General features: G+C 59.7%; 17 protein-coding genes and 1 riboswitch. Of the genes, 9 read left to right on the top strand and 8 right to left on the bottom strand.

Features of this window, described 5'->3' with window-relative positions; genetic code table 11:
* Nucleotide 1: 1 nt before the first annotated feature.
* The 3 genes from Q0Z71_RS03520 to Q0Z71_RS03510 form a co-directional block, all read right to left on the bottom strand.
* On the bottom strand, nucleotides 2–1057 hold the full coding sequence (locus tag Q0Z71_RS03520; protein ID WP_298018329.1) for a D-alanine--D-alanine ligase: 1056 nt from the start codon (nucleotides 1055–1057) through the stop codon (nucleotides 2–4).
* 167 nt (nucleotides 1058–1224) lie between these two features.
* Nucleotides 1225–2205, bottom strand: coding sequence for an Ig-like domain-containing protein (locus Q0Z71_RS03515; protein ID WP_298018566.1), 981 nt, complete (start codon nucleotides 2203–2205; stop codon nucleotides 1225–1227).
* A gap of 106 nt (nucleotides 2206–2311) precedes the next feature.
* Nucleotides 2312–3511, bottom strand: coding sequence for an FtsW/RodA/SpoVE family cell cycle protein (locus Q0Z71_RS03510; protein WP_298018325.1), 1200 nt, complete (start codon nucleotides 3509–3511; stop codon nucleotides 2312–2314).
* A 244-nt stretch (nucleotides 3512–3755) separates the two neighbouring features.
* Between Q0Z71_RS03510 and tsaE the strand changes: the two genes are divergently transcribed.
* From tsaE to upp, 3 genes are read left to right on the top strand one after another with little or no spacing between them, the layout of a single operon-like run.
* Complete coding sequence (gene tsaE, locus Q0Z71_RS03505) at nucleotides 3756–4199, top strand: tRNA (adenosine(37)-N6)-threonylcarbamoyltransferase complex ATPase subunit type 1 TsaE (protein ID WP_298018562.1); 444 nt, start codon at nucleotides 3756–3758, stop codon at nucleotides 4197–4199.
* A complete protein-coding gene (tsaB, locus tag Q0Z71_RS03500; RefSeq protein ID WP_298018322.1) occupies nucleotides 4196–4885 on the top strand; it encodes a tRNA (adenosine(37)-N6)-threonylcarbamoyltransferase complex dimerization subunit type 1 TsaB in 690 nt (229 codons plus the stop codon). Before tsaE ends, tsaB begins: the two co-directional genes overlap by 4 nt.
* A gap of 36 nt (nucleotides 4886–4921) precedes the next feature.
* Nucleotides 4922–5554 (top strand): uracil phosphoribosyltransferase, encoded by a 633-nt coding sequence (gene upp, locus Q0Z71_RS03495; protein WP_298018319.1) that lies wholly within the window; start codon nucleotides 4922–4924, stop codon nucleotides 5552–5554.
* A gap of 115 nt (nucleotides 5555–5669) precedes the next feature.
* Here upp and Q0Z71_RS03490 read toward each other — a convergent pair whose 3' ends face one another.
* From Q0Z71_RS03490 to Q0Z71_RS03475, 4 genes are all read right to left on the bottom strand, one after another.
* A complete protein-coding gene (locus Q0Z71_RS03490) occupies nucleotides 5670–6554 on the bottom strand; it encodes a hypothetical protein (RefSeq protein ID WP_298018316.1) in 885 nt (294 codons plus the stop codon).
* An 88-nt stretch (nucleotides 6555–6642) separates the two neighbouring features.
* Complete coding sequence (locus Q0Z71_RS03485; RefSeq protein WP_298018312.1) at nucleotides 6643–7056, bottom strand: DUF3788 domain-containing protein; 414 nt, start codon at nucleotides 7054–7056, stop codon at nucleotides 6643–6645.
* Nucleotides 7057–7276: 220 nt separating this feature from the next.
* On the bottom strand, nucleotides 7277–7969 hold the full coding sequence (locus tag Q0Z71_RS03480; protein ID WP_298018309.1) for a hemolysin III family protein: 693 nt from the start codon (nucleotides 7967–7969) through the stop codon (nucleotides 7277–7279).
* Between the two features lie 434 nt (nucleotides 7970–8403).
* Nucleotides 8404–9627 carry an immunoglobulin-like domain-containing protein gene (locus tag Q0Z71_RS03475; protein WP_298018306.1) on the bottom strand — a complete coding sequence of 408 codons (1224 nt, stop codon included), beginning with the start codon at nucleotides 9625–9627 and terminating at the stop codon, nucleotides 8404–8406.
* Nucleotides 9628–9926: 299 nt separating this feature from the next.
* On the opposite strand from Q0Z71_RS03475, the gene ssnA reads away from it, so the two are divergent.
* Nucleotides 9927–11270, top strand: a complete 1344-nt coding sequence (ssnA, locus tag Q0Z71_RS03470; RefSeq protein ID WP_298018303.1) for a putative aminohydrolase SsnA — start codon at nucleotides 9927–9929, stop codon at nucleotides 11268–11270.
* Nucleotides 11271–11446: 176 nt separating this feature from the next.
* Nucleotides 11447–14398: a putative selenate reductase subunit YgfK gene (gene ygfK, locus Q0Z71_RS03465; protein ID WP_298018300.1), complete on the top strand. Its 2952-nt coding sequence runs from the start codon at nucleotides 11447–11449 to the stop codon at nucleotides 14396–14398.
* A gap of 304 nt (nucleotides 14399–14702) precedes the next feature.
* Here the strand turns inward: ygfK and Q0Z71_RS03460 are convergent, their stop codons facing one another.
* Entirely contained in the window at nucleotides 14703–15350 is a 648-nt protein-coding gene (locus Q0Z71_RS03460) for an ECF transporter S component (protein WP_298018297.1), read from the bottom strand.
* 148 nt (nucleotides 15351–15498) lie between these two features.
* A riboswitch (FMN riboswitch) is annotated at nucleotides 15499–15615 on the bottom strand.
* A 287-nt stretch (nucleotides 15616–15902) separates the two neighbouring features.
* On the opposite strand from Q0Z71_RS03460, the gene Q0Z71_RS03455 reads away from it, so the two are divergent.
* From Q0Z71_RS03455 to Q0Z71_RS03440, 4 genes are all read left to right on the top strand, one after another.
* On the top strand, nucleotides 15903–16547 hold the full coding sequence (locus Q0Z71_RS03455) for a superoxide dismutase (RefSeq protein ID WP_298018294.1): 645 nt from the start codon (nucleotides 15903–15905) through the stop codon (nucleotides 16545–16547).
* A gap of 126 nt (nucleotides 16548–16673) precedes the next feature.
* Nucleotides 16674–17960 (top strand): dihydroorotase, encoded by a 1287-nt coding sequence (locus Q0Z71_RS03450; RefSeq protein WP_298018292.1) that lies wholly within the window; start codon nucleotides 16674–16676, stop codon nucleotides 17958–17960.
* The gene (locus Q0Z71_RS03445; RefSeq protein WP_298018287.1) at nucleotides 17957–18694 is read left to right on the top strand and encodes a dihydroorotate dehydrogenase electron transfer subunit; all 738 of its coding nucleotides are present in this window, start codon (nucleotides 17957–17959) and stop codon (nucleotides 18692–18694) included. Before Q0Z71_RS03450 ends, Q0Z71_RS03445 begins: the two co-directional genes overlap by 4 nt.
* Nucleotides 18688–19605 carry a dihydroorotate dehydrogenase gene (locus tag Q0Z71_RS03440; RefSeq protein ID WP_298018283.1) on the top strand — a complete coding sequence of 306 codons (918 nt, stop codon included), beginning with the start codon at nucleotides 18688–18690 and terminating at the stop codon, nucleotides 19603–19605. The genes Q0Z71_RS03445 and Q0Z71_RS03440 overlap by 7 nt, the downstream gene beginning before the upstream one ends.

The raw sequence follows: 19605 nt of genomic DNA, 5'->3' as shown, positions 1-19605 counted from the left end.
CTCAACCTCTTCTCTTCAAACGATAGGACCGCTGCACGATCTCCTCGCACAGCTGATTGTAGGTCATGCCCACCGCCCGGGCCTCCTTGGGCACCAGGCTGTTTGGCGTCATGCCCGGCAGGGAGTTGACCTCCAGGCACCAGGGCCGGCCCACCTCATCCAGAATGAAGTCCGTCCGGGAGTAGACCTCCAGGCCCAGGGTGTGATGTAATTTCAGCGCCAGTTCGCCCATCTCCTGCTGCTCCGCCTCGGTGATGGGCGCCGGGCAGAGCTCCCGGGCGCCGCCGTTCTGATACTTTGCCACGTAGTCAAAGCCCTTTTCAGCGGGCAAAATCTCCACCGCGGGCAGCGCCCGGTCCCCCAGGACCGCCACGGTCATCTCCCGGCCGAAGATGCGCTCCTCCAGCAGGACCTCCCCCTTGAAATCCAGCACATCCACCAGGACCTTCCGCAAATCCACACGGTCCTCCGGCAGGAACACCCCCAGAGAAGAGCCGCCTGCGGTGGTCTTGATGACACAGGGCATGGGCAGCTCCTGCGCCAGACGGTCCACGTCCGCCGCGTCGTAACGGAGCAGCCGCCACTTGGGCGTCGGGATGCCGGCGGCGTCCATGAGCCGCTTGCTCATGGCCTTGTCCATGGCAAGGCCGGAGGCCAGATAGCCGCTTCCGGTGTAGGGGACGCCGAACAGGTCCAGAGTGGCCTGCACCCGGCCGTCCTCGCCGTCCTGCCCGTGAAGGCCTAGGAACACGACGTCCGCCAGCTGGCACAGCTCCAGCACATGGGGGCCGAACAGCCGGGCACTCCGGTCCTTCCTGCTCCTGCGCACAGCCTCTATATCCGGCGCCTGGACCTGGATCTGCGCGTCGGTGCAAAGCCCATCCGGCGCGTCGAACAGTTCCGCCAAGTCCTCCGGCACTTCCTCCAATCCCAAAAACAGGTCCACCAAAATGGCCTGATGCCCATTCTCCCGCAGGGCCTTGCAGATGCCCGCGCCGGACATCAGCGAGACGTCCCGCTCCGTGGATAATCCGCCAGCCAATACAACGATCTTCATCGCAACCGATCCCTTCCGCCATAACATCCATGGCCAATGTACATACGAATTCTATTATACTTCGTAACAGTCTAGCACAAATCGGGACCGAATACAACTGCGAAAACAAAGACCAGTCCTCCGAAAAAGTGAAAGCACCCTTTCGGAGGACTGGCAAAATCCACGAATTATTTCAGCCAGCCAAACAAGCCGCCCGGCTCCTCGCCGTCCAGCAGCGTCTTGGCCGCGGACAGCATCTGCGCCGCGTCGGCGCGGGTCACCGCCCGTTCCATGGTCTCACTGCCGAAGCTGCCCGCGGACAGCACGCTGACCGCCTCCATGTTTCCCACGGCCTGGGCCGCCCAGGAGGGCACCTCCTCCCGGTCTGCGTACCAGACGTCCAGCTCCACATCGCCCAAATCCAGCACCCGGTCCAGGACCGTGGCGGCCTCATTGAAGGAGATGGGCCTCTCCCCCTGGAAAGCCACGCCCTCGGCGGTGGTCCTGCCCTGGACGATGCCGTCCGCCACGCCCGCGGCGGCATAGGCCTTGGCCCAGGTGGGGATGCTCTCATCGTCGCAGAAGCCGGTCATGGTGACGCCGGTGACGTCCCGTCCGGCGGTCTCCATCACCATAGCCAGGAATTCGCTGCGGGACACGCTCTTGTCCGGCTCAAAATAGTACTGGTCCCCGATCTTCGCGCCGGTGAAAATCCCGGCCTCCGCCAAGTGCTGGGCCGCGGTGGCGGCGGCGCTGTCCTGGGTGTCGGCGTAGGTCACGCCGGACTTGGTCTTTTCAATGGTCACCGTGACCGTGGCGGGCTGGGACACATGGCCCGCGCTGTCGGTGGCGGCGTAGGTGAAGCTGTCGCCGCCGGTGACGCCCTCTTCCGGGGTATAGGTGAAGTTGGCGCCGTCGATGGTGACGGTTCCCTTCCTGGGCTGGTCCACCACGGCAAAGGTCATGTCGTCCCCTTCGCTGTCCGCAGCCAGGAACTGGGTCTGGTAGGGGATGCCGCGGTAGGTGCGGATCTCGATCTCACGGGCCACGGGGGCCCCCTCCTCCGGCACTGTCTCCGCCTGCTTTTTACCGAACAGGGCCGAGGCGCTCCCCGCCAGCATCAGCGCTGCCGCCAGCGCCATGGCGGCGGCTCGTTTCATGGAACTCATTTTCAAGGCAATCGAACCTCCCGTATGATTTGGTACGGGAGTAGTGTTTTCCCAGCCGTCAAAAATATGCAAAAAAGCAGCCGAATCATCGGCTGCTTTTTGCCGTTCAGCGCATGGGGCGGCCTGGTCGCCCCATGGTGGGCGAGCGTTTTTTGATGCCGGACACCACGCCCATGGCAGCGTACAGCGTCAGAAGCGACGAACCGCCATAGCTGAAAAAGGGCAGCGTGATGCCGATGGTCGGCATCACAAAGAGGCACATGCCGATATTGACGATGGTCTGGTAGATCAGCATGGCGGCCACGCCCACACATACATAGCGGTGGAACTGGGTCTGGCTGTTTTTCGCCACCAGCAGCACACGGACGATGACAGCCGCCAGCAGCAGGATAATGACCACACACCCCACCATCCCCAGCTCCTCACCACAGGCGGAGAAAATAAAGTCCGTCCACCGGTAGGGCAGCGAGCTGGAGTAGCTGCTCTGGGTCTGGGTGCCGTTCATATACCCCTGTCCGAACACGCCGCCGGAGCCCAGGGCCAGCAGGCTCCGGGTCTGATGCCAGCCGACGCCCAGGGAATCGTAGCTGTGGTCAAACAGGACCTTGAAACGCTCCAGCATATAGGACATGCTCTCCGGGATCTTCTGCGCCTGATCCAAGAGGATCACCGCGGCCACGCCGGCCCCCATACCTGCGAACAGCAGGGCGAACCACCGCAGGGCGAACCCCGCCGCAAAGGCCATGCACAGGAAGATGAAGAAAAAGGTCAGGGCGTTGCCCATGTCCCCGGAGATGACCACATACCAGCCCATCAGGGCGATGGTGTGCCCCGCCACCATGAACGCGGCCGGGAAGGACTTCAGATCCCGCTTCTCCTCCCGCAGCCATTCCAGCTGCTTAGCCAGCAGCAGCGTGAAGGTGATCTTCACCACCTCCGCCGGGCCGATCTGAAAGGGGATGCCGGGGAATTTCAGCCAGGCCTGGTTGCCGGTGGTCTCTCCGCCGACGCCAAAGGGCGTCAGCAGCAGGCCGATAAAGACGACGTTGAACACCACCAGCCACTTCCACTTTTTGATGAGGATCTCCACATCCACCATGGACATGAAGATATAGGCGCAGATGCCCAGCGCCATGGCCACGCCCTGCACGCCCACATAGCGGATCATCCCCGCCGTGCCCTTATAGTGGGTGGCGCTGGCGATCAGCACCATGCCATACAGCGTGGAGACGCAGCAAAGCCCCAGCAGCACCAGGTCGGCCTGCTGGAAGAAGTCCGCGAGAATGGCTTTCAGTCGGTTCAGCATATCTGATAACTCCATCGATCCCCTGTAGAAAATCGTTTGCAATTTTGTGGTATTATACCACAGCCTCGAAGGGGCGTTGTGGTATATCGCCGGAATCCTGTACAATAACCGCTTTGCGGTTATTGTACCACAATAAAAAAAACGTGTAAACGGCGCAAATTTCTTTTTACAGTTTATTCAAACTATGGTATACTGTTTGCGGCTATTTTTGACAAGCTGGAAAGGCGGTATCCTTTTGTCCACCATGACACCATATGTTTCATATATCTCCCACAGCGAATCGGAGACGGAAGCCCTGGGCGCGCGGCTCGCCAAACGCCTCATCCCCGGCGCCGTTGTGGCCTATCGGGGCGGACTGGGCATGGGAAAGACCGCCTTCACCCGCGGGCTCGCCAAAGGCCTGGGCTATTCTGGCCGGGTCACCAGCCCCACCTTCACCATCGTCAACGAATATGAGGGCGGCCGCCTGCCCCTGTTCCACTTTGACATGTACCGTCTGGAAAACGCCGACGCGCTGTTTGACATCGGCTGGGAGGACTATCTGGACCGGGACGGCGTCTGCGCCGTGGAGTGGAGCGAGCAGGTGACGGAGGCCCTGCCCCCCGACACCGTCTGGGTGCGGCTGGAGCGCTGTCCCGAGGCGGACGGCTGGCGCACCATCACCATCGAAGGAGTGGAACTCCCATGAAGATCTTAGCTTTGGAGACCTCCGCCAAGGCGGTCTCCGCCGCCGTTTCGGAGGGTGGAAAGATCCTGTGCTCCGGTTATCAGGACACGGGCCTGACCCACAGCCGCACGCTGATGCCCATCGTGGAGCACATCCTGCAAAACACCGGCCTGACCATGGCGGATATCGGCGCGGTGGCCGTGGCCGCCGGCCCCGGCTCCTTCACCGGCATCCGCATCGGCGTCTCCGCCGCCAAGGGACTGGCCTTTGCCGCGGACAAGCCCGTGGTGGGGGTGTCCACCCTGGCTGCCATGGCCCGGAACGCGGCCTTTTGCGGCGGTCTCATCATCTGCGCCATGGACGCCCGGCGCAGTCAGATTTACAACGCGCTCTTTGAGGCCCAGGATGGCCGTCCCGCCCGCCTGACGCCCGACCGGGCCATCGCCCTGGCGGACCTGGCGGCGGAGCTGAAGGACGATCCCCGCCCCAAGATCGTGGTGGGCGACGGCGCCCGGCTGTGCTTCAACGCCCTCACAGAGGCCGGCATCCCCTGCCGGCTCGCCCCGCCCCATCTGGTCATGCAGAACGCCATGAGCGTGGCGCTGGAGGCGGAGGCCCTGGCCGCTGATGGAAAGCTGACCTCCCCCCAGGCGTTGGAGCCTGTCTATCTTCGTCCCGCACAGGCGGACCGCCTGCGGCAAAAATAAATCCGATTTTATTTTTTGAGATAAAGGAGAACCATTATGAACGGAAAAGTGCATATCATGGACCACCCCCTGGTCGCCCACAAGCTGACCATCCTGCGTGACAAGCACACCAGCGTCAAGGACTTCCGGGAGATCGTCTCCGAGATCGGCATGCTGATCACCTATGAGGCCACCCGGGACCTGCCCCTGACCACCAAGGAGGTGGAGACTCCCATCTGCAAGGCCACGGTCCCCACCCTGAAGGGCAAGAAATTCGCCGTAGTGCCCATCCTCCGGGCGGGCCTGGGCCTGGTGGACGGCGTGCTGCGGATGGTGCCCGGCGCCCGTGTGGGCCACATCGGCATGTTCCGCGATGAGGAGACGCTGGAGCCCCATGTCTATTTCTGCAAGATGCCCAAGGATATCGCGGAGCGGGATATCATGATCGTGGACCCCATGCTGGCCACCGGCGGCAGCGCCGAGGCCGCCATCTCCGAGATGAAGAAGCGGGGCTGCGTCAACATCAAGCTGATGGTCCTGCTGGCCGCCCCCGAGGGCATTGAGCACATCCAGAAGACCCATCCTGACGTGGATATCTACTGCGGCGCCGTGGACGACCACCTGAACGAGAACGGCTACATCGTTCCCGGTCTGGGCGATGCGGGCGACCGTATCTTCGGTACAAAATGATTGCGGGGAAACACACTTCCCTTCCAGCAAAAGGGTCCGGGCAAATGCCCGGACCCTTTTGCTGCCTCCCCCGCCGCGGGGCAAAGCCCCACAATAAATCGAAACTTTTATATATTTATAGTGCCGAATATACCAATGACAGCGCTTCCGCTGCAATGCGGCGGGTTCGCGGCATGTTCATCTTTTTATATACATCCTGGTCATATGTTCCGTATTCATCGAAATCATGCTCAAAAGTCAGCGAAATTGGCATAATATCCGCACCGCCATATCTCACGAGTTCATTCCAAAAATTTTCATCAGCATCATCTTGAAAGGCATCCGTATCATCCATTCTGCCGCAAGACTCATGCATGTACGCTTTCACGTTATCCATGCATGAATCAAACAGGGGGATGCTCCTACACACTTCTTGGGCGAATATAAACAGCCTGAAATTCAAGAGCTGATAGCATGTTTTGATATATCTCTCTACGACACTTTCTTCAATCAATGCGTTCTTGGAAAGGTTAAACGGCATTGCATAGGAATAGTATTCCCTGTACTTCCGAAGGTTTTCCAGCTGAATCATAATGCCCCCATCCAAAGGGCATTTCCTCGGTTTGCAAAATTGCTCGTCAAAGTAGTTTTTTACATGTTCATGTGACAGCATCAATACTTTTTTGTCATCATATGCGGTACACACGATCAAATTCGCCTGCATGGCCTGAAACAGCGCATAATACATGAGATAGTAGTACGCAACTACGCATGCATCGTTTTTTGCATACCGTGCTTCTACAAACATCTGCGCAGAGGAATACATCAGTTTTTTGGCCCTATAATATCTTATGATAAATGTACTCTTTTGTTCTTCATCTGCCGCTGCATAGTACTGCTTATATGTATCTCTGACCCATGCGTAATAATCACTTGCTTCAGCTTGGCTGCTTACTAATCCTTCTAAAAACTCAAAATTGCATCGATAGTCTTTTATTTTATTTTCAAAAAAAGCACTCATCCTTAGCGCCACCCTAATCTTAATATGTTCAGACAGAAGAAAATCCGGCACCCATACAAACCGGGAGTTGTATGATCCGATAATAACTTTACTTTCTGTTTGGCTTTCTTTTGATTCTCAACAGTCTAATGAAATCATGAAACAAAGAAGTATCCACCGGCTCAAACATGATCCATTTCCCATCGTGGTAAGTTTGAGCTTTGTCATATATTTCTTGAACTTCTTTTGCGTAATTTTCTCTATCTGCCTCAAATTTTAACCGCTCGTCTTTCCCCAGGATCACCATAAAGCCCACGCAGTTTTCTCTTGCATACAATGCGCACAGCGTTTTCCCGCCCCGGCGATATTTATATTCATATTTCCATGCTTTACCACCCTTATCCCACAGACAATCCATATCATATGCTTCCTCAATGAAAGCGCATAGCTGATTCCATACATCATACAGGGCTTTCCCAAGCAAAACTGTCATTTCTTCTTCGTCAGGGATCCTATCCAGCATATTGGCCCTCCTATATAACTTCCGGTCGATCCACTTCATTGTATCACACTGCCAGACCGCCCGCAATATGGGCTTTGGCAAAAGCGGCAGCGTCTATTCCGGAGATCCATATCAGAAAGGGGGCGGCATTTCCCGCGCGCCTGCCGAAAATGCCGCCCCTCTCTTTCCGCAGGCAGTTCAGCAGCCGGGAGCCTGCGCTCCCGGCTGCCGTTCATATCTCTCAATAGATCTGCGTATAGATGCCCATCCAGTGGAGCACAGCCGCCGCCAGCACGAACACATGCCAGACGCAGTGGTTGTACTTTCCCTTTTTGGCAAAGGGGATCATCCCCAGGGTATACACCACGCCGCCCGCCAGAATGAACCACAGCAGCGTCCTGCCGTTTTGGTACAGGTCCGGCAGGAACATCAGGCCGCTCCAGCCGATCAGAAAATACAGCGTAAAGTGCAGCGGCCTCCAGCGCCCCGGCCCAAAGGCCAGTAGCAGCGACACGCCAAACAGGATAACGCCCCACTGCAGGCAGAACAGGGCGATGCACAGGCTGGTTCCATAGTGGACCAGCAGGATAGGGGCAAAGGTCCCGCCGATCAGCAGGTAAATGGACGTGTAGTCAAACCGTCGCCACAGCCGTTTTACCCTGGAACCTGCCGGCATGGCGTGGTACACGCTGCTCATGGACATCATCACCACCATGCTGATGCCGTAAAAACAGGACGCCATGATCTCCAGCGGCGTGTCCGACCGCAGCAGCAACAGCACCAGCCCCGTAATCGCCAGCGCCGTACCGACCCCGTGGGAAACCGCGTTGAAAACCTCCTCCCCCACTGTCAGCCGGGGAGGCTCATTCAATTTTCTGGTCCGAACCTTGCGTCTGATCCGGGCATATTGCTTCGCCGACAGCGCCATCTCCATTGTCCTTCCTCCTTTGCGGCACATTGCTGATGCCGCCACACGCTTTTTTAAGCGTCAGAAAAGGCTCATATCGTATAATATGATTTTCAAAACTATATTATACGATATCTTAGAAAATTTCAAGTGGTTTTCTCAAAAAAAGTTTTCCACTCCGTGCAGACCGCTAAAAAAGAGGACGCTTTCGCGTCCTCTTTCTCATCTCCAGAATTCTGTCTCTCCCTCCAGGCCGATCTTCGCCGCCCGGAACACCGGGGCTTCCCTGTCATCCTTCTGCCGCTGGTAATCCTTCAGCGCCAGCAGAATCGGCTTGCAGAGCAGCAGGATGGCTCCGGTGATGCACTACTAGCTCCCATAGCCGCCGAAGATCCCGCCCAGCACCGCCTGTACGTAGGGCACGCCCTTCAGCGCCTCGCGGGTCCTCCACAGGATGTCGATCAGCCATCCGCTCTGGGCAGGCCGCAAAGCTCCGCTTGCAGTGTTTTGGTCTCCGGATCGAACAGCAGGCGGGACGCGCCGCCGTCCGCCGTCCCGCAGACCAGCAGCAGTTTGCCGTCCGCCTGCCAGTCCAGGCTGTGGATGGCGGTCTCCAACCCGTCCCAGTTCTGGATGTCGAACAACTGGCCCCAGCCGCCCTGGCTGGGCTTCTGCCAGCCCACGCCGAACTCCGTGGGCGTCTCCGTCAGCATGGCGTCATAGCAGCCGTCGTCGGACCAAACCCGGTACCGGGCGGAGTTGCCCGCCAGCCGTTTTGCCGTCATGTCCTCCACCGTCTCCACGAAGCCGCCGCCATAGCCCGGCGGGATCAGCCAGGTCAGCTCCTTGTTCATGAACTGCTCCGCCGTTGGCCAATCCGCGCCGTTGGAGAGATAGAAATCCGTGCCGTCTGTCACGATGTAGGAGAACCGCTGCTCCGCGATCTCGCCGCCGGTCAACATCCGCCAGAGAAAATGGCCGTTTTCATAGATCACATCGATGACCATGGGCCAGCTCTCGCTGTATACCTGCGCCGTCCGCAGCTGGCAGGGAATGCCCAGCCGGACCTTTTCCAGAAACACGCCCACCGGTTCCAGGCTGTCCGGGCCGTTCTCCGTGAAGGTCACATCCGCGCCGGAACCGTCCTCCGGAGCCTCCTCCAGGGGCGCTTTCCCGTAGGGCGTCTTCGCTGAGACAGCAGCGCCGGCCTTCAACTGGAACTTCGCCGCGCAGGTCTGTCCCTCCACTTCCTTCGTCACGCGATAGATGCCGCCGCCGGAGAAGTCATAGTCGAACGTCCCCAGCGCACAGGGCAGGGCGATGGTCTCTCCGTCCGGCACACAGAGGGCCTGGGCGGTCCAGGCGGCGCTTTCCACCAGAGGAATTTGATACCAGCTCCCGTTCTCCCCCATCGCCTCCAGGCCGTAGTCCACACCGGTCTCAATGTCCGCTCCGCTGTTGTTCTCCAGGGTGAACCAGATCGTTTCCACGGAGGGATCGTACTCCGGCCACTCCGTGGAAAGCACATAGCTGCCGGTATCCGCCGCCGGCTGGAGATCGCTCTTCTCCAAGGCTGTCTCTTCGGCGGGAGGGACGTTCTCCGCCTCCGGCAGCTCTCCCGCTTCCTTCGCACCGCACCCCGCCAGCAGCAGGGCGCACAGAACACACGTCAAAATTTTCTTCATCCCCGTCACCTCCTGCTCCTTTAGACGGTCCGCGCCAAAAAAGGTTCCCCAGCATTTGGCGCTTTGCACAAAATCACCCTGAAATTTTTTCAGGGTGCCTGCTTGCATTTTAGCACGCCATCCGTTACAATACAAGTACAAGCAAAGATGGATAGCTGCAACGTAGTGCTGTGCGCACGGGCTGACACCTATCTTCCTTTGCCGTCGATAGGTGTTTCAAACCAAGTGCGGTTTGGAGCGCCTTTTCTTTTTATTCGACTCTTGAATGAATTTTTAGAAATATACAAGGAGGTTCTCATATGATCCTGTTGGCAAATGGCAAAGTCATCACCCGCGATCCCGGCGGCACGGGCTACCTGCCGGACGGCGGCGTCGTCACCGACGGCGGCAAGATCGTGGAGGTCGGCACCACCGCCGGTCTGAAGGCCAAGTACCCCCAGGCGGAATTCGTGGACGCCAGGGGCGGCGTCATCATGCCCGGCCTCATCAACGCCCACACCCACATCTACTCCGCTCTGGCCCGGGGCCTCTCCATCAACGGCTACGCCCCCACCAACTTCTACGAGGTGCTGGACGGCCAGTGGTGGTACATCGACCGCAATCTGGACCTGGAGGCCACCCGCGCCAGCGCCCAGGCTCTGGTCATCGACAGCATCAAGCAGGGCGTCACCACCATCTTCGACCATCACGCCTCCTTCTGCGAGATCCCCGGCTCCCTGATGAAGATCGCCGAGGTCACCCGGGAATTCGGGATGCGGGCCAGCCTGTGCTATGAGGTCAGCGACCGGGACGGCGAGGAGAAGTCCATCCAGTCCGTCCAGGAGAACAAGGACTTTATCGACTGGTGCGTGAAGAACCCCAGCGACATGCTGAAACCCATGTTCGGCGGCCACGCCCTGTTCACCATCTCCGACAGGACCTTTGACCGCATGGCGGCCGCCAACAGCGGCCGGGTGGGCTACCACATCCACGTGTCCGAGGGCATGAACGACGTGTACGACAGCCTCCAGAACTACGGCCGCCGTCCTGTCCAGCGGCTCCAGGACCACGGCATCCTGGGCCCCAGGACCATTCTGGGCCACTGCATCCATGTGAACACCGCCGAGATGGACATCATCAAGGCCACCGACACCATGTGCGTCAACAACCCGGAGAGCAACATGGGCAACGCCGTGGGCATCTCCCCTGTCCTCCAGCTCTACAAGAGGGGCATCCTCATCGGCATGGGCACCGACGCCTACACCAACGACATGCTGGAATCCATCAAGGTGGCCCTGTGCTCCCAGCGGCACAACGCCTGCCTGCCCGGCGTGGGCTGGTGCGAGGTCACCGACATGCTGTTCAAAAACAACGCCAAAATGGCGGAGCGGGCCGGATTCCCCACCCTGGGCGTGCTGAAGCCCGGCGCGGCGGCGGACGTGATCGTCATGGACTACAAGCCCTTCACCCCGTTCAGCGACACCAATATCGACGGCCATATGCTCTTCGGCATGACCGGCCGCCAGTGCCAGACCACCATGATCAACGGCAAGATCCTGATGAAGGACCGGGAACTGGTCAGCATCGATGAGGAGGCCGTCAACGCCCACATCCTGGAAGCCTCCAAGAAGCTGTGGGGCAAACTGAACCACTGTGAATATTGATTGGATTCTATTGGAAGATGCCGCGTGATCGCGGCAAGCCGCTTTCAGCGCTGGACGCGCGATGAAGAGAACAAAAGGCATTCTCTATGAAATGATTGGCGTAAACAGAAAGTCTCTTATTTTCTATCAGCGTAAATGCCTGCACAGGCAAGGAGTTATTTTGAGGAGGAAACAACATGTCTGAACTGATGACCCCCATTCCCTTCCGGGAATTGATGACCTGGATCACCACCGAGTACCAGCGGGACGGCTCCGTGTTCGGCGTCCACAAGCCCTACAAGGCGGGCACGAAAAAGCTGCCCATCTTCGGCGAGACCATCGAAACCCCCTTCGGCCCCGCTGCCGGCCCCAACACCCAGCTGGCCCAGAACATCGTGGCCGGATACTTCGGCGGTGCCCGGTTCTTTGAGCTGAAAACCGTCCAAAAGATGGACGGCGCGGAGCTGGCCGCCTGTATCAGCCGCCCCTGCATCCTGGCAAACGACGAGTGCTACAACTGCGAGTGGTCCACGGAGCTGTACGTCCAGCAGGCCTTCGAGGAATACGTCAAGGCCTGGTGTGCCCTGAAGATCATGTCCAGGGTCTACGGCCTGGGCGACCCCAACGGGTTCGTGTTCAACATGTCCGTGGGCTATGACCTGGCGGGCATCCAGGGCGAGAAGATCGACGCCTTCCTGAACGGCATGGCGGACGCCTCCGCCACGCCCATCTTCCGGGAGTGCATCCGGGTGCTGAAGGAGTTCTTCCCCCAAGAGAGCGCCTACATCGACACCATCACGCCTCATGTCTCCGGCAGCGTTACGGTGTCCACCCTCCACGGCTGCCCGCCGGACGAGATCGAGCGCATCGCCAGCTACCTCCTTGAGAAGAAGCACCTGCACACCTTCGTCAAGTGCAACCCCACCATTCTGGGCTATGAGACCGCCCGCTCCATTCTGGACAGCATGGGCTATGACTACATCGCCTTCGACGACCACCACTTCAAGGAGGATCTCCAGTACGAGGACGCGGTGCCCATGTTCCGCCGCCTGCAGGCTCTGGCGGATGCCAACGGCCTGGAATTCGGCCTGAAGCTCTCCAACACCTTCCCTGTGGACGTGAAGGCCGGGGAGCTGCCCAGCGAGGAGATGTACATGGCGGGCAAGTCCCTCTTCCCCCTGACCACCGCCATGGCGGCCCGCATCTCCAGGGAGTTTGGCGGCCGGCTGCGCATCTCCTATGCCGGCGGCGCCGACGCCTTCAACATCGACAAGCTGTTCGCCTGCGGCATCTGGCCCATCACCATGGCCACCACGGAGCTGAAGCCCGGCGGCTATCAGCGGTTCGTCCAGATCGGCGACAAGCTGGACGCGATGGACTTCAAGCCCTTCACCGGCGTGGATGTGGACGCCGTCGAGGCCCTGGCCCTCTCCGCCCGGTCCGACAAATACCACGTCAAGTCCGTGAAGCCTCTGCCCCGCCGGAAGCTCTATGAAAAGGTGCCCCTGATGGACTGCTTCACCGCCCCCTGCAAGGGAGGCTGCCCCATCCAGCAGGACATCCCCGAGTATATCGAGCTGTGCCGCAAGGGCCAGTACGCCTCCGCCCTGCGCCTTATCACGGAGAAAAACCCCCTGCCCTTCATCACCGGCACCATCTGCGCCCACCGGTGCCAGACCAAGTGCACCCGGAATTTCTACGACCAGTCCGTGCAGATCCGTGCCACCAAGCTGGTGGCCGCCGAAAAGGGCTATGATGCCTACATGGCAAAGCTCAGGGCTCCCGTCCCCGTCACCGACGGGCGGAGGGCGGCCGTCATCGGCGGCGGCCCCACCGGCATGGCGGCGGCCTACTTCCTGGGCAGGGCCGGCATCCCCGTCACCATCTTTGAACGGTCCGGCAAGCTGGGCGGCATCGTCCGGCAGGTCATCCCCGCTTTCCGCATCAGCGACGAGGCCATCGACAAGGACGTGGCCCTGATGGAGAAGATGGGTGTGGATGTAAAGCTGAACACCTTGGCGCCCTCTGTGCCCGAGCTGAAAGCCCAGGGCTACACCCACATTTTCTTTGCCGTGGGCGCCTGGAAAGCCGGGAAGCTGGATATCCCCGGAAACGTGGTGCCCGTCATCAGCTGGCTGAAGGATCTGAAGGCCGGAAAGGCTGTTTCCCTGGGCCATGTGGCTGTGGTGGGCGGCGGCAACACCGCCATGGACGCCGCCAGGGCCGCCCTGCGGGCCGGAGCGAAGTCCAGCACCCTGGTCTACCGCCGCACCAAGAAATACATGCCCGCCGACGCGGAGGAGCTGGAGCTGGCCATCGCCGACGGCGTGGCGTTCCTGGAGCTGGTGGCTCCCGCGGAGCAGAAGGACGGCGTGCTGCGGTGCGAAAAGATGGCGCTGGGCGAGCCTGACGAGAAGGGCCGCCGCAAGCCCGTTCCCACCGGTGAGTTCGTGGAGATCCCCTGCGACACCGTCATCTCCGCCGTGGGCGAGAAGGTGGAGTCCGAGCTGTTCACCGCCAACGGCATCGAAGTGGGCGCCCGGGGCATCCCCGATTTCAAGACCAACCTGGAGAATGTCTATGTGGGCGGCGACGCCATGCGGGGTCCCGCCACCGTGGTGGAGGGCATTGCCGACGCCCAGGGCTTTGCCAACGCCGTCATCGGCGAGGCCCACAAGTTCGCCATTCCCGGCCACGCCAAGGCCGCCCGGGAGGCGGCCATTGCCAAGAAGGGCATCCTGTGCGAGTCCGCCAAGTGCGAGGGCGACCGCTGCCTCACCTGCAATGTGGTGTGCCAGGTCTGCGCCGACGTGTGCCCCAACCGGGCCAACGTGGTCATCGAGCTGCCCGACGGGCGGCACCAGATCCTGCACGTGGACCGCATGTGCAACGAGTGCGGCAACTGCGCCATCTTCTGCCCCTATGACTCCGCCCCCTACCGGGATAAGTTCACCCTGTTCCTGGACGGCAACGGCTTCTCCGAGAGCGAGCAAAACGCCGGGTTCCTGCCTCTGGGTGGACACAAGGTCCTGGTGCGGCTGAACGGCAAGGTCCTGAACGTGGACCTGGACCAGCCCAACGACCTCCCCGCGGATGTGGAGGTGTTCATCCTCACCGTGCTGACCAAGTACAGCTATCTGATCGGGTAAGAATCCCAACAAGATTGGCGTGCATCGCTGGATAACTGCCGATAAGAACGTGCTGGAAACACATTGTCTTTACGGCTGGTAAACGCGGCTGCAAAAGCGAGTGTATCATTTCAATTGTCAAATGATACACTCGCTTATTTTTTCAAAAAACTGGTATGCTTCGACTTGATTTATCCAGTCTCTTATGTGAATACCAATACGCTTTATAGCCCTTTTCCCTCATTCTCCACTGTCCACTGCCCGCATAGCGTTTTTTCCCGTAAACGGGCAGCGGTTTTCTGATCTCATCAGATTTTATTCATATTCACAATATGCCTTTCAGAGATAAAATCAGCAGGATACAAGTCGTGATTATGAGTAAAGCAGCTAATATAACGCCGATATTTATACGGCCTTTTCCCGCCGCTTGGGTCGGTTCTATGAGGTAAGAATGTCTGAGTGCTGTAATAACAGGTTTGTAGAGCAGCATCGTGATCGCTGTATTCAGTCCGCCCTTGATGAAATTGAAAGGAAGGAACGCGGGGAGCAGCAGCTTGACAACGGCTTCCCTTGGACAGCTCATATAAATCGGCGTGATCAGATAATTCCAAAGCAGCATGACGCAGACCATGCATCCCCAGCCGCAAAAAAGTCCGATCATCGCCCCGGACGGCCTGGGTTTCTTTTTGTAGATAAGCGCGGCTGTGCACGCAAAGGAGCAGCTTGAAATAACATTCATGATAAATCCCAGAACGCCGTTTTCACTGATCGTAAACACTTCTGCCAAGGACACGATAAGCGCGACTGCAAACGAGGTGAGGGGGCCAAAAATCAAGCCGCCCATTGCGATAACAATATCTTTGGGGTCGTATTTCAGGAAGAGGATCAGCGGAATGCGGCCAACAACTACTGCCGCATAAGCACCGGCGCATAACATACCTACGGTTGTGATTTCTTTTGTCTTACGATTCATTTGCAATACCTCCTAAAAAAATGAACACCTAAACGCAATGAAATGCCTTTAGGTGTTTGAATTTTAGGTGTATTGAAAATGTCACCAGGGCAGCCTGCAAATCGACAGAAAAAGAGTGCATAAAGTTAGGGTTCCCCTAACATTTTCAACACACCTTCTTCAAATCCAGACTATACTGTCGGTTTTGGACTTTCACCAAATCAGCATGTTCATGCTCGCGGACTTTACCGCCGATCGGGAATTTCACCCTGCCCTGAAGACATCATTCCTATTCAGTTGTTTCTGTGGCCGGCAAAATCTATTTACCAGCTTCCACAAGTATAAGGTGTTTTTTCTCGATTGTCAATAACGCCGCTTGGCATTTTCAATCTTCTCCGTATTAAGAAGCGGGAAATTGCCTCCTCTTGGGTGCTTGTTCTTGGGCGCATGCCCTTCTTTGCGGAATCCGGTCCAGTTATGGCCTTTTCACCCCCGCATCTTCTGATAATTCCAGGCGGCCCGCATATACTAGAGACGGCACTCTATGAACCCGACTGGAAAGGATGACGCACCATGGAAGCCCATTATCCCTTTACCCTGCCGCCTCTGCCCTTTGGCTATGACGCCCTGCTGCCGGAGCTGGACGAGCGCACCATGCACTTCCACCACGACAAGCACTTCGCCGCCTATGTGGACAATCTGAACAAACTGCTGGAAAGCCGCCCGGAGTACCAGAGCCTGTCTCTGGAGCAGCTCTGCCAGCGGTGGCCGGAGATGCCGGAGGAGGTCCGCCAGGGCATCCGCAACAACGCGGGCGGCGTTTACAACCATGACCTGTATTTCCAGACGCTGGCCCCCACACCGGCCACCACGCCCTCTCACGAGCTGGAAGGCGCCATCGCCCGGGACTTCGGCGGCCTCTCCGCCCTGAAATCCGCCATGAAGACCGCCGCCCTGGGGCAGTTCGGCTCCGGCTGGGCCTGGCTGGTCAGCGACTGCGACGGAAGGCTGGCCGTCCACAAGACCGCCAATCAGGACACGCCCCTGCCCCTGCGTCCCCTGCTGTGCTGTGACGTATGGGAGCACGCCTACTACCTCCAATACCAAAACCGCCGGGCCGATTACTTTGAGAGCTGGTGGCTTCTGGTGGACTGGCCTCAGGTCTCCCAGGCCTACGCCAAATGTCTGTCCTGCCGCCCCCGGTGTCCCCAGCCATAAATTGTTGATGATGCAGAAGCGGGCCAAAAAAACGGCCCGCTTTTTGTGCATCCGGCGGCATTGACAACCACCCGTTTTTTCGATAATATATGATGTTGAATGAATCGCAGAGGAAGGAGAGATCACATGAATCTGCTGTTGACCGGCGGAGCCGTTTTCTTGAACGGCAGTTTTCACAATATGGACGTCGCTATTTCCGAGGGCCGTATTGTTTCTGTTGCCCCTTCTCTTCCCCAGGAAGGTTTTTCCGTCATTGAATTGCATAACCAGTTGATCGTTCCAGGTTTCGTTGATGTGCATGTTCATCTTCGAGAGCCTGGTTTTTCTTATAAGGAGACGATCTTCTCCGGCACCGCCGCCGCCGCGGCAGGCGGCTATACGGCGGTGTGCGCCATGCCCAACCTGTCTCCGGTGCCGGACTCCCTGGAACACCTGCAGATCCAGCTGGACCTGATCCGCAAAAACGCCAAGGTCCATGTCTATCCTTACGGCGCCATCACCTGCGGGGAGAGGGGCGAGGCCCTGGCGGACCTTGCCGCCGTGGCGCCCTATGTGGCCGGATTCTCCGACGACGGCCGGGGCGTGCAGTCTGCAGAGCGGATGCGCGAGGCCATGACTCTTGCCAAAACGCTGGACAGGCCCATTGTGGCCCACTGTGAGGAGGAGTCCCTGCTGGCCAGGGGCTGGGCCGTCCATGACGGCAGCTTCGCCCGCAGTCACGGCCTTCCCGGCAACGATCCCGCCAGCGAGTGGCGGCAGGTGGAGCGGGATCTCCAACTGGTCCGGGAGACCGGGTGCCGCTACCACGTGTGCCACATCTCCACCAAAGAGTCCGTGGCCCTCATCCGCGCCGCCAAGGCGGAGGGCCTGCCGGTCAGCTGTGAGACCGGCCCCCACTACCTGGTGCTCTGCGACGAGGATCTACAGGACGAGGGACGCTTCAAAATGAATCCCCCCATCCGCTCCGCCGCGGACCGGGCGGCCCTGGTCGAGGGCCTGCTGGACGGCACCGTGGACTGCATCGCCACAGATCACGCCCCCCACAGTGCGGAAGAGAAATCCAGGGGACTGCGGGGCAGCCTCAACGGCATCGTGGGCCTGGAGACAGCCTTCCCCATCCTCTATACGAATCTGGTCCAGACCGGCGCCGTGCCTCTGGAGACCATTTTGAAGGCCCTGTGCTTGAATCCCCGGAGGCTGTTTGGCCTTCCCGGCGGCGAGATCGCTCCAGACCAGCCCGCCGACCTGGCGGTACTGGACCTGGAACGGCCCCATGTCATCGACAGCGGCACCTTCCGCTCCCTGGGCCGGGCCACCCCCTTTGACGGCTGGGGCGTCTCCGCCGCCGTCGCCATGACCATCTGCGGCGGCGGGATCGTCCACGCCGACCTGCGGGAACAGGAGGAAGTATGAAGAAATCCCTCTTTACCATAGAGCGCGTCCGGCAGCTGACGGGCGACATCTATGAGCTGACCCTCTCCGGCGACACCTCTGCCGTCACTGCGCCGGGGCAGTTCGTGAACATCGAGCTGCCGGGAAAATTCCTGCGGCGGCCCATCTCCATCTGCGACTGGGGCCCGGACACTCTGACGCTGCTGGTGAAGGTGGTGGGCGGCGGCACCGATCAACTGGTGCGCTGCGCCCCCGGCACACAGCTGGACGTTTTGAGCGGCCTGGGCAACGGATTTGACCTGTCCTCTGCCAGAGCACACGCTGTTCTGGCGGGCGGCGGCATTGGCATCGCGCCGCTGTACGGCCTGGCCCGGCGGATGCTGGCGCTGGGGCAAACGCCCACCGTGGCCCTGGGCTTCCGCACCGCGCGGGACGCCTTCTATCTGGATGAATTCGCGGCCCTCGGCTGCCGCCTGCTGACAGCTACCGAGGACGGGAGCCTTGGCAGCAGGGGCTTTGTCACGGACTGCATCAAAGCGGTCCCCGCATGTGATTACGTGCTGGCCTGCGGTCCCCTGCCCATGCTGAAAGCCGTTCACGCCCTGCCCCAGCTGCAGGGCGGACAGTTCAGCTTCGAGGCCCGGATGGGCTGCGGCTTCGGCGCCTGTATGGGCTGCACAGTGCCCACAAAGGACGGATATAAGCGGGTCTGTAAGGATGGCCCGGTCCTTTACAAGGAGGAGATCGTATGGTGAACCTGTCTGTTTCCCTGGCGGGCGTGGAACTGAAAAATCCCATCATCCCTGCCTCCGGCACCTTTGGCTACGGCCGGGAGTACGCGGAGCTGTACGACCTGAATATTCTGGGCAGCTTCTCCTGGAAGGGCACCACCGGCCAGGCCCGGTTGGGCAATCCCCAGCCCCGCATCGCGGAGATGACCGGCGGGATGCTGAACGCCGTGGGCTTACAGAACCCCGGCATCGACGCGGTGATCGCCAATGAGGTCCCCAACATCGCCAAGCTCTTCCAGGGGCCCGTCATCGCCAATGTGGGCGGCTTTTCCATGGGGGAATACGCCGAGAACTGCCGGAAGCTGAATGAGATCGACCAGGTGGCCATTTTGGAAGTGAATATCTCCTGCCCCAACGTTCACGCGGGCGGCAAAAATTTCGGCTGCGACCCCAGGGCCGCGGCGGAGGTCACCAAGGCGGTGAAGGCCGTCACGAAAAAGCCGGTGTTCATGAAGCTGACCCCCAATGTCACCGACATCGCCGAGATCGCCCGGGCCTGCGCCGACGCGGGGGCCGACGGTCTGTGCCTCATCAACACCCTGCTGGGAATGCGCATCGATCTGAAGTCCCGGAAGCCCGTTATCGCCAACCGCACCGGCGGCGTCTCCGGCCCCGCCGTGTTTCCGGTGGCGCTGCGGATGGTGTGGGATGTGTATGAGGCCGTGGACATCCCCATCATCGGCTGCGGCGGCGTATCCTCTGCCGAGGACGCCGCGGAGATGATGCTGGCAGGCGCCTCCGCCGTGGAGGTGGGCGCCGCCAATCTGAAGGACCCCTACGCCTGCAAGACCATCGTGGAAAGCCTGCCCGCCGTGTGTGAGCGGATGGGCGTGGAGCGCATCGCCGACCTGACCGGCGCGGCCCACAGATCATAG

Origin of the sequence: uncultured Dysosmobacter sp., from assembly GCF_947631635.1 — a bacterium.
GTDB lineage: Bacteria > Bacillota > Clostridia > Oscillospirales > Oscillospiraceae > Oscillibacter.
This window is presented reverse-complemented; position numbering and strand designations above follow the sequence as displayed.

Bases quoted from the DNA above. Each gene is read 5' to 3' on its own strand.
- Q0Z71_RS03520 (WP_298018329.1), bottom strand. From the start codon at position 1,057: ATGAAGATCGTTGTATTGGCTGGCGGATTATCCACGGAGCGGGACGTC.
- Q0Z71_RS03515 (WP_298018566.1), bottom strand. From the start codon at position 2,205: ATGAGTTCCATGAAACGAGCCGCCGCCATGGCGCTGGCGGCAGCGCTG.
- Q0Z71_RS03510 (WP_298018325.1), bottom strand. From the start codon at position 3,511: ATGCTGAACCGACTGAAAGCCATTCTCGCGGACTTCTTCCAGCAGGCC.
- tsaE (WP_298018562.1), top strand. From the start codon at position 3,756: ATGACACCATATGTTTCATATATCTCCCACAGCGAATCGGAGACGGAA.
- tsaB (WP_298018322.1), top strand. From the start codon at position 4,196: ATGAAGATCTTAGCTTTGGAGACCTCCGCCAAGGCGGTCTCCGCCGCC.
- upp (WP_298018319.1), top strand. From the start codon at position 4,922: ATGAACGGAAAAGTGCATATCATGGACCACCCCCTGGTCGCCCACAAG.
- Q0Z71_RS03490 (WP_298018316.1), bottom strand. From the start codon at position 6,554: ATGAGTGCTTTTTTTGAAAATAAAATAAAAGACTATCGATGCAATTTT.
- Q0Z71_RS03485 (WP_298018312.1), bottom strand. From the start codon at position 7,056: ATGCTGGATAGGATCCCTGACGAAGAAGAAATGACAGTTTTGCTTGGG.
- Q0Z71_RS03480 (WP_298018309.1), bottom strand. From the start codon at position 7,969: ATGGAGATGGCGCTGTCGGCGAAGCAATATGCCCGGATCAGACGCAAG.
- Q0Z71_RS03475 (WP_298018306.1), bottom strand. From the start codon at position 9,627: ATGAAGAAAATTTTGACGTGTGTTCTGTGCGCCCTGCTGCTGGCGGGG.
- ssnA (WP_298018303.1), top strand. From the start codon at position 9,927: ATGATCCTGTTGGCAAATGGCAAAGTCATCACCCGCGATCCCGGCGGC.
- ygfK (WP_298018300.1), top strand. From the start codon at position 11,447: ATGTCTGAACTGATGACCCCCATTCCCTTCCGGGAATTGATGACCTGG.
- Q0Z71_RS03460 (WP_298018297.1), bottom strand. From the start codon at position 15,350: ATGAATCGTAAGACAAAAGAAATCACAACCGTAGGTATGTTATGCGCC.
- Q0Z71_RS03455 (WP_298018294.1), top strand. From the start codon at position 15,903: ATGGAAGCCCATTATCCCTTTACCCTGCCGCCTCTGCCCTTTGGCTAT.
- Q0Z71_RS03450 (WP_298018292.1), top strand. From the start codon at position 16,674: ATGAATCTGCTGTTGACCGGCGGAGCCGTTTTCTTGAACGGCAGTTTT.
- Q0Z71_RS03445 (WP_298018287.1), top strand. From the start codon at position 17,957: ATGAAGAAATCCCTCTTTACCATAGAGCGCGTCCGGCAGCTGACGGGC.
- Q0Z71_RS03440 (WP_298018283.1), top strand. From the start codon at position 18,688: ATGGTGAACCTGTCTGTTTCCCTGGCGGGCGTGGAACTGAAAAATCCC.